This window comes from Myxococcus sp. CA051A, from assembly GCF_013336705.1.
Classification (GTDB): Bacteria; Myxococcota; Myxococcia; order Myxococcales; family Myxococcaceae; genus Myxococcus; species Myxococcus llanfairpwllgwyngyllgogerychwyrndrobwllllantysiliogogogochensis.
Genome location: NZ_JABUMS010000011.1, coordinates 158203 through 173944, shown reverse-complemented (window position 1 = coordinate 173944; position 15742 = coordinate 158203). Strand labels below are relative to the sequence as shown.

General features: G+C 69.5%; 7 protein-coding genes. 4 read left to right on the top strand and 3 right to left on the bottom strand.

All coding sequences use genetic code 11. The features are described 5' to 3' along the window. The first annotated feature begins 8 nt into the window (after positions 1–8). On the top strand, positions 9–245 hold the full coding sequence (locus HUA74_RS29490) for a hypothetical protein (protein WP_141645967.1): 237 nt from the start codon (positions 9–11) through the stop codon (positions 243–245). On the opposite strand, the gene HUA74_RS29485 is transcribed toward HUA74_RS29490, so the two are convergent. Beyond that, on the bottom strand, positions 242–964 hold the full coding sequence (locus tag HUA74_RS29485; protein ID WP_174457207.1) for an RNA methyltransferase: 723 nt from the start codon (positions 962–964) through the stop codon (positions 242–244). The genes HUA74_RS29490 and HUA74_RS29485 overlap by 4 nt on opposite strands. 261 nt (positions 965–1225) lie before the next feature. Between HUA74_RS29485 and HUA74_RS29480 the strand changes: the two genes are divergently transcribed. Together HUA74_RS29480 and pbpC are read left to right on the top strand one after the other, a co-directional pair. After that, positions 1226–6967 (top strand): alpha-2-macroglobulin, encoded by a 5742-nt coding sequence (locus tag HUA74_RS29480; RefSeq protein WP_174457206.1) that lies wholly within the window; start codon positions 1226–1228, stop codon positions 6965–6967. 1 nt (position 6968) lies between these two features. Beyond that, a complete protein-coding gene (gene pbpC, locus HUA74_RS29475) occupies positions 6969–9341 on the top strand; it encodes a penicillin-binding protein 1C (protein ID WP_174457205.1) in 2373 nt (790 codons plus the stop codon). 16 nt (positions 9342–9357) lie between these two features. Here the strand turns inward: pbpC and HUA74_RS29470 are convergent, their stop codons facing one another. After that, positions 9358–11157 (bottom strand): CotH kinase family protein, encoded by a 1800-nt coding sequence (locus HUA74_RS29470; protein ID WP_174457204.1) that lies wholly within the window; start codon positions 11155–11157, stop codon positions 9358–9360. 345 nt (positions 11158–11502) lie between these two features. Between HUA74_RS29470 and HUA74_RS29465 the strand changes: the two genes are divergently transcribed. Beyond that, the gene (locus HUA74_RS29465; protein WP_174457203.1) at positions 11503–11970 is read left to right on the top strand and encodes a DUF2892 domain-containing protein; all 468 of its coding nucleotides are present in this window, start codon (positions 11503–11505) and stop codon (positions 11968–11970) included. A 66-nt stretch (positions 11971–12036) separates the two neighbouring features. On the opposite strand, the gene HUA74_RS29460 is transcribed toward HUA74_RS29465, so the two are convergent. Further along, the gene (locus tag HUA74_RS29460) at positions 12037–15600 is read right to left on the bottom strand and encodes a tolB protein precursor protein (RefSeq protein ID WP_174457202.1); all 3564 of its coding nucleotides are present in this window, start codon (positions 15598–15600) and stop codon (positions 12037–12039) included. Positions 15601–15742: the final 142 nt, after the last annotated feature.

The following is a 15742-nucleotide window of genomic DNA, read 5'->3' as shown; positions in this document are numbered from 1 at the left end:
GGACACCCATGCGCATCCCCCCGGCCCCATTGCTCGCGTTGCTCGTCCCGTTCATGGCGCTGGCACAGGTGCCTCAGGACGTGTCCCTCTCACCCGAGGAGTCCAGCGGTCCCAGCTACTGGTACTGGGTCGCGCTCCTCGTCATCGCCGCGGCCGTCTTCGCGTGGGTCTCGGTGCGCCTGTCACGCAGGCATCGAGGTCCGCCACCGACGTCGCGGCCACGACGCTCCACCCGCTCCGTCTAACCCGAGGGCCGGTGCTTGCGCAGCGTGTGCAGCGCGGCCAGCCACAGCCGCGCTTCCTTGCGCGTGAGTCGTGAGCGACGCAGTGGCGCGAAGAGGTCTCTCAAGGCCGTGCGCCCCGGCTGCTCGTCGATGAGGAATCCGCCCGAGCTGAGCACGCCCCCCAGCGTCGACTCCACCTGCGCCAGCTCCGTGTCCGTGGCCGCCACGGGCAGCGGACCCGGTGGCGGCGCGTGCTCCGCCAGCGTGGCCACGCGGACTTCATAGGCATACAGCAGCACGGCCTGCGCCAGGTTGATGGAAGGCTGCTCCGGCGCGGTGGGCACGGCCGACAGGTCGTGACAGCGCTCCACCTCCGCGTTGGTGAGCCCGCTGCGCTCATCTCCGAAGACGAGCGCCACCGTGCCCTGCGTCGCGCGAGTCACCAGCTCCTCACCCACCGAGCGCGGGGGCAGTCGTCGCTTGCCCTCCACCTTGCGCGAGCTGGTCCCCACCACCCAGACACAGTCGGCGATGGCTTCCTCCAGGGTGTCGGCGCGGCGGGCGCCGTCCAAAACATCCTCGGCATGGACCGCCAGCCGGCGCGCGGGCGTCAAATCCTCCACTTCGGGCGTCACCCACACCCAGTCCGAGAGGCCACAGTTCTTCAACGCCCGAGCAGCGGCACCCAGGTTCTCCGCGTTGCGCGGACGCATCAGGACGAAACGGACGGGCAGCACCATGCGCGGGGCACCTTAGCGTCTTCCGGGGCTCGGGCCTGGGCCGTTGACCCGGGCGCGGGGCCCCCCTATAGCGTGACGCCATCGACCGCCGGGTGAGGGCGCGGAGGCCACCGGGAGTGTGGCTCCGGGTACACCATGCGGGCTCGGGGACGCGTGGGGGCCGCGTCCCGGCCGTGTGCGTTCGACCACACCCCCCTCGATTCCAGACGTGCGCGCCGTCGGCACGTCACGTGAAGAACAGCTGGTACCTCCGGAGGAACCATGGGTTCGCAGTCTTCAGTCCTGACCACGCCGCACCGCGCGACACGCGCGGGCTGGCTCTTCGCCGTGCTGCTGGTAGGCACCTCGCTCGCGGGCTGCCAGAAGGAGAAGGAACCCGCGACCTCGCCTCCGCCGGCGACCACCGAGGCTCCGCGGGTGACGGGGACAGACGCCGGAATCGCCGCCGCCCCGGCGCCGGTGCCCGTCAAGCCGGAGTCGGTGACGCCCATCATCAGCGCGCCGGGCACCGAGAGCGTGCTTCCCCAGCGCGTCGTCATCGAGCTGGCCCGCTCGCTGCGCCCGCCGGATGGCGAGGTGAAGCCGGGCACCGTCGTCAACATCGCGCCCCGAGTCGCGGGCAACCTGCAATGGAGCGGGCCGTCCACGCTCACGTTCAGCGCCACGGGCTCCGGCTTCACCTTCGAGACCGAATACACCGTGACGGTGGAGTCGTTGGAGACGGACGCTGGCGTGGTGAAGCCGCCCTCCGAAGGTGCGTGGACCCATCGCTTCACGACGCCCGCGTTCCGCTTCCTCCGCATGGAGCCCAAGCAGTTCGACCTGCTCAAGGGCCGCGTCGAGCTGGACCTCGCGTTCTCCGGTCCGGTGGAGCCGGCCGCCCTGCGTTCGCGCGGCTCCTTCCAGGTGGGAGGACAGGCCATCACCGACGTGAAGTGGCGCACCGTGGCCGGCAGCCGTGACGTCGTCACCGCGCAGCTGGCCCACCCGGGCCTCAAGGGCGGGGCCACCGTGCGCTTCGTCCTCCAGGCAGGGCTCGTCTCGGCCACGGACGCGAAGGCGCGCGCGCCCGCGGCGGAGTCCACCTTCGTGCTTCGCGGTGGCAAGCGGCTGGACATCACTGGCATCGCCCGTCAGAGCGGGGCCTCCGGGCACTACCTGGAAGTGAGCTGCCGCGACGTGGAGATGTCCGCTCCGCCGAGCCCTCGGCAGAACATGGATTACGACGAGTTCTACTGGGACTCGAGCAACCGGGGCTGTGTCCTGGACGACGCCACGGCCGAGGCCGCCATCCACCTGACGCCGCCGGTGAAGGTGTCCGTCGCCCCCTCGCGGCGCGGCTTCCGCATCTTCGGTGACTTCAAGCGCGGCGTGTACTCGCTGCGCATCGGCGCGGGGACGACGTCCCTGGGCAACGGCACGTTGCTGGCGGACTTCGTGGAGGACCTCTCCGTCCCGGCCCGTCAGCCGCAGCTCTCGTTCTCCTCGGCGGGGCGTTACCTGCCGCGCAGCGCGTGGCGCAACCTGCCGCTGCAGCACCTCAACCTGGACAGCGTGGAACTCGCCATCCGCAACGTGCCGCCGGAGAACCTCGTCTTCTGGATGAGCGACGACCAGCGCGAGGTCGCCGACGAGCGTACGTCCAATGTGGTGGTGAAGAAGACGCTGGCCCTCCAGTCCCCCGCGGACACCCTGACCACCACCTACGTGGACGTGGCCAACCTGGTGCCGTCCACGACGCGCGGACTCGTGGAGGTCTCCGTGAAGAAGGATGACCTCCAGGCGGCCTCGCGCATCCTCCTCACGGACTTGAGCCTCGTGGCGAAGCGGGGCGGACCCGCGCCCGGCTCCACGGACCGGGGCGAGGTGTGGGTCTGGGCGCTCGGCATCGAGAGCACCGACCCGGTGTCCGGTGTCGAAGTCACGCTCGTGAAGAAGAGCGGCCAGTCGGTGGACCGCTGCGTCACCAAGGGCGCGGAGGGGTGCATGCTGAAGGTGCCCGCAGCGGGCGCCGACGACAGCGAGCCCTTCGCGCTCATCGCCCGTCAAGGCGAGGAGCTGACGTACCTCAAGTACAGCGAGCTGAAGATGGAGATCGCCAACTCGGACGTTCAGGGCGAGCCCTACCGCTCCGAGAAGGCCTACCGCGCCTCCCTCTGGTCCGACCGGGGCGTGTACCGCCCGGGAGACACGGCGCACGTCGCAGCCGTGCTGCGCGGCCAGGATGACCTGGCGCCGCCCACGGGCATGCCCGTCGAGCTGGTGGTGGTGGATGCGCGCGAGCGCGAGTGGAAGAAGGTGCCGCTGAAGACGAACGAGGCGGGACTCGTCTCGCTCGACATTCCCTTCGAGGCGTTCCAGGACACGGGCCGCTACCGCGTGACGCTGAAGGTCGCGGACCGGGACGTGGCCTCCTACGCCTTCAGCGTGGAGGAGTTCGTCCCCGAGCGCATGAAGGTGACCGCGACCACCGAGGCCCCCGGCTACGTGCAGGGCGTGGAGCTGCCCGTCGCCGTGGAGGCCGCCTATCTCTTCGGCGGCTCGGCGGAAGCAAGCCCGGTGGAGCTCAACTGCCGGCTGCTGCCGTCGGACTTCAAGCCGAAGCAGAACGCCCAGTTCACCTACGGCCTGTGGCGCCAGGACGGCAAGGAGCCGCGTCCCGTCACGCTGGGTCAGGCCAAGGGCGTGCTGGATGCGAAGGGCCAGGCGGTCCTCAACTGCCCGGCGCAGGCGGCCATGGGCGGTCTGCGGGGCGCGGCGAAGCTCAGCGCGTTGGTCAGCGTCTTCGAGTCCGGCAGTGGCCGCTCCACGGTGAACGAGGCCAGCGTGCCCGTGCATCCGGAGCGCTACTACGTGGGTCTGCAGGCCAGCGTGGGGAAGGTGAAGGCCGGCAAGCCCTTCACTGTGACTGGCGTGGTGGTGGACTGGGACGGCAAGGTCGTCACGTCCGGCTCACTGGCGCCCAAGTCGGTGGAGGTCGAGTACGTCCGCCTGGAGGAGGAGTACGGGTACTACTACGACGAGTCGGAGGGGTATGACCGCTACCAGCGCTACCTGCGGCCGATTCGCGAGGGCAGCGCCTCGGCGAAGGTGGTGGACGGCCGCTTCTCCCTCAGCGTGACGCCGGGCGGAGATGCCGCGGGCTATCTGGTGCGCGTGCGCTCCGGTAATGCGCAGACGGACCTGGAGCTGGAGGGCGAGGGTCGCTACTACTGGTGGGGCGAGGGCTCGCGCGTGGACCAGACGCCGCGTCCGCTCAAGCCCACCTCGCTGGATGTCGCGGTGCCGGCGCAGGCCCGCGTGGGCCAGGCCATCACCGTGAAGGTGAAGGCTCCGTACAAGGGCCGGATGCTCTTCACCGCGGAGACGGACCGCGTGCTCGCCACCGAGTGGAAGGCCGTGGAGCCGGGCGAGGTGACGTGGACCTTCACGCCCAAGCAGTTCGCGCCCAACGTCTACGTGAGCACCTTCCTCGTGAAGGACCCGCATCTGGAGTCCCGCGAGGCGTTCATGCCGGACCGCGCCTTCGGCGTGGCCAGCGTCACGCTGGAGCCCGTGGACTTCACGCAAGCCGTGACGCTGAACGTGCCCAAGGAGGTCCGCTCCAACGACACGCTCAACGTGGACCTGGACCTGGGGGCGCTGGAGGGGCCGACCTTCGCCACGGTGGCGGTGGTGGACGAGGGCATCCTCTCCCTCACGCGCTTCCAGAGTCCGGACCCGCTCAAGCAGATCTTCACCAAGCGCGCGCTCGGCGTGGGCACCTACGAGACCATCGGCTGGACGCTGCTCGTGCCGCCCGGCGGCAACTCGCGCTCCACGGGTGGTGACGCGGAGAGCGATGCGAGTGGCCGGGTGCAGCCCGTCAAGCCCGTGGCGCTGTGGAGCGGCGTGGTGCTGGTGCCCGCCAGCGGCAAGCTGCGCCTGCCCTTCCAGATTCCGCAGTACCGGGGCGCGGTGCGGGTGATGGTGGTGACGGCCGGACCCAAGCGCCTGGGCCGCGCGAGCGCGCAGGTGCTGGTGAGAGACCCGCTGGTGCTCCAGACGACGCTGCCTCGCTTCCTCACGCAGAACGACGAAATCCAGGTGCCCGTCTTCGTCACCAACCTGTCCGGCAAGCCGCAGGACGTGAAGGTGACTCTGGGCGCGGAGTCGCTGCCGGTGCCGGGCCTGTTGCAGCCCGCGACGGCGTCGTCGCCGCTCCAACTGCTGGGCAAGAGCGAGGGTCGGGCCCGGCTGGAGGATGGCAAGTCCACCACCTTCGTCTTCCAGGCGCGCGCGGTGCAGGCGGTGGGCGCCGCGCGGCTGAGCGTCGTGGTGGAAGGCGGTGGCTACACGTCGAAGGAGACGCTGGATGTGCCGCTGTCCCCGGCGGGCCCCCGCGAGCGGCGCGTGCAGCGCATCGAGCTGGCGGAGGGCGTGACGGACCTCTCCAAGCACCTCCAGGGCTGGGTGCCCACCACGGAGCGCTCCACGCTGTGGGTGACGACCAATCCCTATGCGCAGTCGCTCCAGCACCTGTCGTACCTGGTCCAGTACCCCTATGGCTGCATCGAGCAGACGACGTCCTCCACGCGTCCGCTGCTCTTCGTGTCGGAGCTGGTGGACACCGTGGACCCCACGCTGACCCAGAAGGGCTCCGTGGGAGACATGGTGCTGGCGGGCATCAACCGCGTGCTGTCCATGCAGACGTCCTCGGGCGGCTTCTCCTACTGGCCGGGCTCCACGGAGCCGGTGGAGTGGGGCACCGCGTACGCGACGCACATGCTGCTCGATGCGCAGAAGCTGAAGTACCCCGTCTCGCAGGACCGGCTGAACGACGCGATTCAGTGGATGAGCAGCCGCATGGGTTCCTACGAGAACGCCGCGGTTCGCTCGGATGGCCGCATCAACAGCGAAGAAGCTTACATGCACTACGTGCTGGCGGTGTCCGGCAAGGGCCGCAAGGCGCGCATGTTGAAGCTGGTGGAGACGCTGGCCGAGAAGTCGAAGAAGGGCGCGCTCGATGGTCAGGAGCGTGAGGACGACTACATGCTCAAGGCCGGCCTGTGGCTCGCCGGAGACCGCCGCTACGAGAAGGAGCTGCGCACCCCGGACCTGTCGCCCGTCACCGACGAGCGCAAGAACAGCTGGTCCTTCTACTCGGACCGTCGGCGCCGTGGCTTCATGCTGAGCACGTACCAGGACCTCTTCGGCAACTCCGCCGCGGGGGAGCCCCTGGCGGCCATGGTGGCCGAGTCCCTCCAGGCCCACACGAGCAGCTGGTACACGACGCAGGAGCTGGTGTGGGGAATCACGGGCCTGGGCAAGCGACTGCAGGGCGCGGCCTCGCAGTTCACTCCGCCGGTGTTGACGGTGGACGGCAAGGACGTGGCGTCGCTGCAGGCGAAGGACGCGCGCGCGTCGGACCGGACGTGGGCCCTGGCTCGGGCCAGCGAGCGCAAGCAGCTCCAGCTCGACGTGAAGTCGAAGGACGCGGGGAAGCTGTACCTCGTGTTGAGCAGCGAGGGCGTGCGCGCGGACGGACAGGTGCGCACCGGAGGCGAGGGCCTCACGCTGAAGCGCACCTATCGCAAGCAGGACGGCACGGAGCTGAAGCTTCAGGCGTCGCCCCTGGCCCTGGCGGAGCTCATCTACGTGGAGCTGACGCTGACCAACACCACGCACGAGCGGGTGCAGAACATCGCGCTGGTGGACCGACTGCCGGCGGGCTGGGAAATCGAGAACGCGCGGCTGGGGCGTGGCGGCTCGGTGGACTGGGTGGGCGCGGACGCGCTGTGGACGCCGGACTACGTCAACATCCGGGATGACCGGATGGAGGTCTTCGGCGCGCTCGGGGCTCGGGAGTCGAAGAGCATCGTGTACGCGGTGCGCGCGGTGACGGCGGGGGCCTTCACCCTGCCGACGGCGGAGGCCGAGGCGATGTACGACCCGCGCATCTGGGCCCGCGAGGGGGGTGGCACGGTGCAGGTGTCCGGCCCGTGGAAGGACAGCCTGCTCTGATATGCGCCGCGCTCGCCACCTCCTGAAGAAGCTCGTGTGGTTCGCCGTGGGGCTCGTCGGCCTCACGGCGGTGGGGGTGGCGGCGGCGTGGGTGTTGCCGCTGCCGTCGCGGCTCTCCGCGCCGCCCTCGGTGGTGCTGGAGTACCGCGATGGCACTCCGGCGCATGTCTTCCTCGCGCCGGACGAGCGGTGGCGCATCGCCGCTCCGGCGGAGCGCATCGACCCGGCCTACCTCCGGGCCCTGCTCGCGTTGGAGGACAAGCGCTTCTATTCCCACCCGGGCGTGGACCCGCTCGCGGTGGCGCGCGCGGCCGTGCTCAACCTGACGCGAGGCCGCCGGGTGTCGGGCGCGTCCACGCTGACGATGCAGCTGGTGCGTATGCTGGAGCCGCGTCCGCGCACCTTCACCTCGAAGATGGTGGAGGCCTTTCGCGCGGTGCAGTTGGAGCTGCGTCTGACGAAGCAGGAGGTGATGGGCGCCTACCTCCAGTTCGTCCCGTACGGTCGCAACGTGGAGGGCGTGGAGGCCGCGGCGCTCGCGTACTTCGGCCACACGGCGGCCCACCTGAGTCCGGCGGAGATCGCCACGCTGCTGGCGGTGCCGCAGAACCCCAACCGTCGTTTCCCCACGACGGAGAACCGCGCCCGGCTGCGCGCGGCCCGGGATGACGTGGCCCGACGGCTGCTGGAGGCCCACGCCCTCCCACGCGGCCCCGAGGGCGCGACGGTGTCGGCCGAGCAGGTGCTCGCGGAGGTGCATGCCTCCGCCGTGCCCCTGGACTTGAAGGCGTTTCCTCGCGAGGCCCCGCACGCGGCGGTGTGGCTCCGGGCGCAGCGCCCTGGGCAGACGCGGCTGCGCACCACGCTGGATGCCGGCACGCAGCGGTTGGTGGAGCGGGTGATGCGCGACGGGGCGAAGGACCTGACGTCGCGCGGCGTCCACAACGGCGCGGCCGTGGTGGTGGAGCGCGAGCGGGGCGAGGTGCTCGCGCTGGTGGGCAACTTCGACTTCTTCGACGAGAAACACGGCGGACAGATTGTCGGCTTCGCCGCGCCGCGCTCTCCGGGGTCGGCGCTCAAGCCGCTGCTGTACGCCATGGGCATCGACCTGGGGCTGGTGGGGCCGGAGCAGCTCGTGGCGGACATCCCCACGACGTACGGCGGTTATGCCCCGCGCAACTTCGACGGCCGCTTCCTGGGCCTCGTGCGGCTGGAGTACGCGCTGTCCCAGTCGCTCAACATGCCCTTCGTGCGGCTCCTGGAGCGCGTGGGCGTGGAGCGCTTCCTGGGTTCGCTGCGCACTGCGGGGGTCGCAAGCCTCGTCCCGGAGCCCGGCTACTACGGCCTGTCCGCGGCGGTGGGCGGCATCGAGGTGACGCCCCTGGAGCTGGCGGGGGTGTACGTGGCGCTCGCGGGTGATGGCCGCACGCGGCCGCTGCGCCTGCTGGAGGAAGGGCAGCCGGTGGAGTCCCCCGTGGAGGTCATGTCTCCGGGGGCGGCGTGGCTTACGCGCAAGGCCCTGTCGCTGAAGGACCGGCCGGACTTTCCGGAGCGGCGCCGGCTGACGGGCCTGCCCGCGCGCGTGCACTGGAAGACGGGGACGAGCTTCGGGCACCGGGACGCGTGGGCCGCGGGCTCCGGGCCTCGGCACACGGCGGTGGTGTGGCTGGGAAATTTCGACCACTCGCCGAGCGTGCACCTGGTGGGCGCGGATGCGGCGGGCCCCCTGTTGTTCGACATCCTCGAAGGCGTGGGTCCCCGGGGTCGCTCGCTGCCAGAGGATGAAGTGAATGCGCCGGACGACTTGATGCGCGTGGAGGTCTGCGCGTACTCGGGACATCTGCCGACGGAGGCCTGCACGCAGCGCAAGGAGGTCTACGCGCGGCGCTCGGCGGTGCCCACCGCCCGCTGTCCCTACCACCAGCACGTGGAGGTTGACGTGGCCTCCGGGCTCGCGGTGGGGCCCACCTGCCGCGCCGGGCGGAAGACGGAGTCGCGGGTGTTCGTCACCTGGCCCGCCACCATCCGCCGTTGGCTGGAGGAGCAGCACCGCCGCCTGCCGGAGCCTCCCTCGGCGGCGCCCGGCTGTGAGCCCGGTGGCGAGCGCGCCGCGCCCAGCATCGTCTCGCCCGCCCAGGGCCACATCGCGCTGCTGATTCCCGGAGTCCCTCCGGAGCAGCAGGAGATGCCGCTGGAGGCGGAGGCCTCCCACGAGCGCGCGCTCACCTGGTTCGTGGACGGCGCGCTCCTGGGAACGGCGCGCGCCGACGAGCGCATGTGGTGGAAGCCCTCGGTGGGCTCCCACGAAATCCTCGTCACGGATGACCGGGGACTCAGCGCGAAGCGCACGCTCGTCGTCCGCGAGCGGCGCTAAAGCGAAGCACTCCGGCTCAGCGGACCTCCCAGCCCTTGTCGCCGCGCTCGTACTGCTGACCTGCGCGCAGCGCGCCGTAGAAGAGGAAGTCCTTCACGCCCACGACGGACTTCCCATCGAACAGGCCCAGCTCCCCCTTGGGCATCAACTGGATGCCCAGCTCGGAGAGCTTCAGCCGCACCTTCGCGCCCGGGGCCACCGTCACGTCCGGCAGCACCGCGCCCACGGGGGTTCTCACCAGGGTGGGTGCATGGTCGCTCTGCGCCAGGCTCACCCGCAGGTTCGTGGTCAGCACCATGCCCTTGAGCGACAGCGCCACCGTGCCCCGGTTGCCCACGTCCACCCAGCCCGCCACCGGGTCGAACGCCTCGAACACCAGGGGCGAGCCCTGGGCCTTCAGCCGCGCCCAGTCCTTCTCCACGAAGGTCCGGCGCTCCTTCACGTAGCGCTTCATGTAGTCGCGGCCCGCCTGGAACTGGGCGAAGTCGGTGTACGGGGCTCCACGCATGTGCGGGGTGATGAGCGCGTGCAGCGCGTCGATGTACGGGTTCATCACCTCGGGGGTGAACAGCTCGTCGAGCGCCTTGTCGAGCCGCGCGCCCAACTGCTCACGCAGCGCGGGGTTGGCCAGCACGCGCGTGCCCAGGTTGGAGAAGACGGGCAGGTAGCCGGGATAGGACTGCGTCTCCGTCTTGCGCTGCAGGTACATCCTCTCCGTCCACGCGTCCGTCAGCGTGAAGTTGAACAGCGGGTGGCGCATGTTGTTGGAGCTGGTGCTCATTCCCTCCACGGGATTGAGGTACCACCAGCGCGCGTCCACGTTGTTGAGGTCCCAGGGCACGTAGGACCACTTCGCCACGGCCCGGTCGTAGATGAAGTAGCTCTCCGAGTCCTCGACGAAGTTGTTGGACATCAACGCGTCCAGGACCATGGAGCGCAGGTAGTGCTCGAGCTGGAGGTGTTTCTCCAGTGCCTCGGCGAACTGGGGCTCCGGCGTGTGGTTGATGACGTCCAGCATGGCGAGGAGCGCGTCGTCCGGCTGCTGCTCGTTCGTCTTCTTCGTCCAGTCACCCTGGTAGGGCACCTTCCACGTCTTCAGCTCGCAGTCCTTCCAGCCGCACCGGTAGATGGTGGCATCGTCGTCCGCGAAGGCGTGGGCCTTGAGGAAGGCCTTGTTCACCTGCTCGATGTCCAGGAACACGCCCTGGTACTGGCCATTGAGCTTGAGGCGCACGTAGGTCGCCTTGGACGCGGGCACGCGCATCGCGGCCATCAAGTCGAACGCCATCTTCTCCGCCAGCATCGTCGCATCGGCGTACTCGGCCACGAGGTTGAGTGACGTGCGTCCCTCGAACCGGGCGTCCTTCTCGAAGCTCACGTTCCAGCTCTTCTTCGGGAAGTAGCGCGCGGAGGCACCTCGCAGGCGCACCTTCACCTGATACGTCGTCCCGCCCGCCTTGAAGACGGCGTCCTGCTCCGGCGTCCACACGTCCGCCTCGAACTTCTTCATCGCCGCCTCGGGGATGATGAGCTCGTACTCGGGCACGCTCGCTTGCAAGGCTGGCATCGTGAAGGGCCGCTGGGCCTCGGGCGTCACCGGAGGCGGGTCCACGGGGGGCGGGTCCACCGGAGGCGGGCCCACGGGCGGAGGGTCCACGGGGGGCGGGTCCACCGGCGGAGGTTCCACGGGCGGATTTGTTGGAGGCGGCTCCTCGATGATGACGGGAGGCGATTGAGTGGGCGAGGACGGGGCTCCAGAGCCGCAAGCCCACAGCCACATCACCGGAAGGCAGAGCAAGAGTCGTGAGCGAGTCATCGCCGGGTGTTGAGCAAGGCTCGTGCCTCATGGAGGGAGACGTGCGCCGCTCGAAAGTGAACGAAGCCAGTGCCCTGAGACGCCGTGGGGTGGGTAGTTGATGAAAGGGATTTCCCTTCCTGGTCCGGTCATTTGCTTCACCCTGGAGGGCTGAGGACCTGTCGACCCCTGGGTCGGCGTGAGGGCTTCTTGAGAAGGAGCTGCGTCGCACGCGAGCCTCCCTGGTGGGGCAGGCGGGCAGGCAGGGAAGCCTTCTTCCCTTCTTCCCACCGCTGTTCCCGACGCGGAACGTCGGGCCTAGCTTCTTCAGGAAGAGGGGAGCGCCGCGACAGGGAGACGCCCGCGATGGAGACCTGGAACCAGTCGTCTGATTCCGCCCGCAATCACACGCCGCTGATGGTGAACCGCCGTATCGACGAGCATGTAGAGGCGTGCGTGCGGCACATGGCGACGCACGCGGACCGGCCGGAGATGAGTCGCTACCTCCAACGGTTGGAGCGCGAGTGGGACCTCAACCGCGCCGTCATGGTGGGCACGGCCGCGATGGGGGCGCTGGGCCTGTTGCTGGGCAAGAAGGATGGCGGCCGGTGGCGGGTGCTGAGCGCCGTGGCCGCGGGAGTCCTCCTCCAGCACGGCGTCTTCGGCTTCGGGCCCTTGTCCGCTCCCTTGCGCGCGCTGGGCATCCGCTCGCGCCGGGAAATCGACCTGGAGAAGTTCGCCATCAAGGCGCTGCGCGGTGACTTCGAGCGCATCCCCAATGACGGCGGGCCCATGGCGAAGGCCAACGCGGCGCTCGTGGCCGCGCAGTCCTGACGCCGCGTCCCCAAGCCTCACCAGCCCCCGCTCACCCGATGAAGGGAGCGGGGCGGCCTTGTCGCCTCAGTGCCGAGGCGAGGTGTAGCCACCACCCTGCGCCGGCATCAGCGCGGGGGACCCGCCCTGGGGTGGGCCGTTGTTCGTCGCGCCGGTGTTCCCCTGGTCGAAGAAGCCGTTGAGGCCGGCGATTCCCAGCGAGAAGTTCGTCACCCAGCCGGAGTCCGGCTTGCCGGCCTTGGCGCCGATGTCGAGCGGCCTGCCGAAGTGCAGCCGCAGCAGCAGGGGCCCCAGCGCCAGGTTCACACCGACGACGGCGTTGAGCACGCGGTGGTCCCACAGGTCCTCGGCGCTGTTGCCCACGCCACCCACGTCCATCGCCGCGATGGCTTCCAAATCACTGAGGAAGGCCACGCGGATGATGTCGTTGAGGGGCAGCTGCAGCTCCAGCGTGGCGTAGGTGAAGTTGCGGCCGAGCAGCCACCGCTCGTCGCCGAAGTTCACGCCGCGCAGGGTGTCGAACGACGACAGGAAGTAGGAGCGCGCGTAGCGTCCGCCCAGCGTCGTACCCGCGCCGCCGCGCAGGAACAGGTGGGTGCGGCCGTAGATGGGGAAGTAGCGCTCGGCATCCAGCCGGAGGTTGCCGTAGGCCTCGCTGTCGAAGGGCTGCACGCCCAGCGTCATCTCCAACAACGCGGAGCTGCCCGACAGCGGACCGGTGGCGTAGTGGTATTTGAGGCTGTCGTAGCCCACCTGTCCGCTCAGCTCGGTCTGGAAGCGGATGGAGCCGTTCTTCGCGTTCCACAGCGACAGCAGCTCCCGGTTGGCCTCGTTGCGGTCCGCGAAGAAGAGGCGGAACTCGGTCTGGTCGTCGAGGAAGTACTTGGTTCCGCCCATGCTCAGGTCGCCCTGGACGAAGAAGAACGTGCTCAGGGGATAGCGCAGGCTGCCGAGCGCGCCGAAGTACCGCTCCGCCGACGTGAAGAAGACGGGCAGGTCGTCGAACGTCTGGTCCACGCGGAAGCGCAGCGACTGGAACAGACCGCCGCCCCACGTCGTCCGGCCCGCGTCGTTGATGTACAGCATGTAGCCGTCCGTCAAATCGAAGCTGCCGTACACCGCCAGGGTGAGGATGAACTGGTGGTCCCTCATGCGGTCGCTCGCCGCCGCGAAGAGCTGACCGACGAAGCCGCCGCCGCCCGCGCCCGCGAAGCCGAAGATGGGGCCGAACTCCAGGTTCTTTCTCGCGAAGGGCTCGTACGCCTGCGCATCCGTGAGCGGGCGCACCGCCAGCGGGTTGGGCGGCTCCGGAGGAGGCTCCGGCGCCACGTCGAGCGCGAGCATGCGCGGAGGCCTGAGCACCGCGGGCTTCCGCTCACCCGACACGTGGAAGAGCATCCACAGGCCACCCTCGGGGCCGGGGCCCGGCTCGAAGACGCCGGTGGTCAGGTCCGTACGGCGCACGATTCGCCCATCCGCCATCAGCTCGTGCAGGTCGGAGCTGCTGTTGTTGAAGGCGGTGAAGAACACGCGGCCGTCGACCAGGGCCAGCGGGTCCGCGTGGTCTCGCTCCTCGCTCGTCAGCCGCTCCACCTGGCGGGGTGCGTCCAGCTTCACTCGGAAGAGGTTGAACTTGCGGTGCGACGTGGCGTCCGACGTGAAGACGATGCCCGCGGGGCCCCACGTTACCTGGCGCTCGGAGAACACGTCGTCGGTGAGCTGCAGGGGCTTGGCGTCCGGGCTCGCGTTCAGGTCGATGACGTAGACGTCGCGCAGGCCCTCGTCCTGGATGCCGATGAAGGCCACGTAGCGCCCATCCGGCGAGAGGGCCGGCGAGTACGCCGCGAGGATGCCGTGCTTGTCGATGCGGTAGGCCTTGCGGTCGCCCACCTCCAGTTGCACCGACGTGCCCACCTCCCGGTCGATGCCGGTGCGGATGGGGTTGCGTCGCACCAGCACGTCGTTGGCGCGCTTCTCCACGGTGTGTTTGTAGTCCTGCACGTAGATGATGTCGCGACCGGTGATTTCGGCGACGAAGGCCAGCTTGTCCTTGGACAGCGCGAAGCTGCGGCCGGAGATGGGGTGCAGCGACTCCACGCCGGGCACGCCGTCACCGGCCACCTTCACCGCCTTGTCCGGCGCGCGCGGGTCCATCACATACAGCCGGCTCTCGCCGGTCTCGGGGACGATGGTGCGCAGCGCCAGCAGGGTGCCGTCCGGCGAGCTGGACATCGCGGTGATGTAGCCCGGGGCCTTGTCGAGCAGGTCCAGCGCGGGCGCGGACTGCTCCGAGCCGAGGTACGTCTTGTAGGCCCGGCGCTTCAGCCAGTTCTCGAACCGCGCGGACAGCCGCTTCGGATCATCCCCCGTCAGGCGCTCCAGCAGCTCCTCGAACTTGAGCGACGGGGAGTCCTTCGAGCCGCCCACCAGCCGGGGCGAGTCCTCCAGCACGCGCTGGATGAAGCCCTTGCCGTACTCCTCCTCGAGGAAGGCCACGCGCACCTGACCGACCTTGTAGATCCACAGGTAGCCGTAGGGCCCGGGGGAGAAGAAGTCGAGGAAGGCGTAGCCCTTGTAGAGGTCCGGATTGACGAGCAGGTCCCGGACGAGCATCTCCGCCTCGGGGTCCATGCCGCGCTTGGCGTAGAACTCGGCGATACCTTCGATGAACCACAGCGGAATCGCCTGGAGGGGGTCGCCGAACACCTTGGCCTGCTCGGCCACGGTGCGCGTCTTCTGGATGGTGAACTGGTGCGCGAGCTCGTGGGTGCTGATTTCCTCGAAGAGTCGGTGATCACCCAGGTACGGCAGCGTGAGCTTCAGGTCCTCGGTGCTGGTGACACCCAGGGTTCCCTCGGACAGCGGGAAGAGGTTCGTCTGAAGGAATTCCTGGTAGCTGCTGTAGAGGATGTACGGGAAGGTCTCCGTGGGGACGTACTGGAAGGTGTCCACCAGGTACCGGTACGCCTCTTCGATGAGCGGCGCGGCGCGCTCGGCGACGACGCGCTCTCGCTCGTAGAAGTAGAAGCGCACGCCGCCGGCCTTCGCGCCTAGCGACTTCGCATAGGTGTAGTTGAAGCCGCCGTCGGGGTTGCCGCCCAGCGCGGGGCCACCGAGCGCGGGCCCGCTGCCGAGGGCCGGGCCGCCGTCTCCGAGCGCGCTGCTCAGGGGCGTGCCGCCGTCCTCTCCGCCCGTGACGCCCGCGGTGGCGCCCGAGGGAGGCGTGCCGCCGTCCTCGTTGTCCGCGACGGCTCCCGTGGGAGGCGTGCCCGAGTCCTGCGGCTCCGCGAGCTGAGGTGCGGGGCTGGGGGAGAGGGTGGTGGAGGGGTCGGCGCCGGTGGGGGGATCCGCCGGGACTGACTTCGTGTCGCCGGTCTGGGGGTGGGTGGTGGGCGCGTCGGGGTTGGCTCCCCCTTGTGCCTCGGGCGGCTGTTCATGCGCCGTCCTGTCAGGAGGCTTGGCGACCCCGGTGGCCTGTGGGCCCACGAGGATGTCGACGTGCCGCCACTCGAACTCGAAGCTGTTCACCGGCGTCTTGCCCGGGCGACGAGGCACGACGAAGACCTGGGCCAACGCCAGCTCCGGGAGGAGCAGGGTCAGCGCGGCGGCAGCGAGGAGACGGGGGTTCACGAAGGTCACCTCTTGGGGTGGGGTACTGGCGAGACAGGTGCTTCCTAGGAGGCTCGCTCTCAGGAGTGAGCCTATACAAGCACCTCGATAATTTCTTTTCGTTTACTTGCCGGGCGGTGGACGTCGCCGCTCCCTTGGGGAG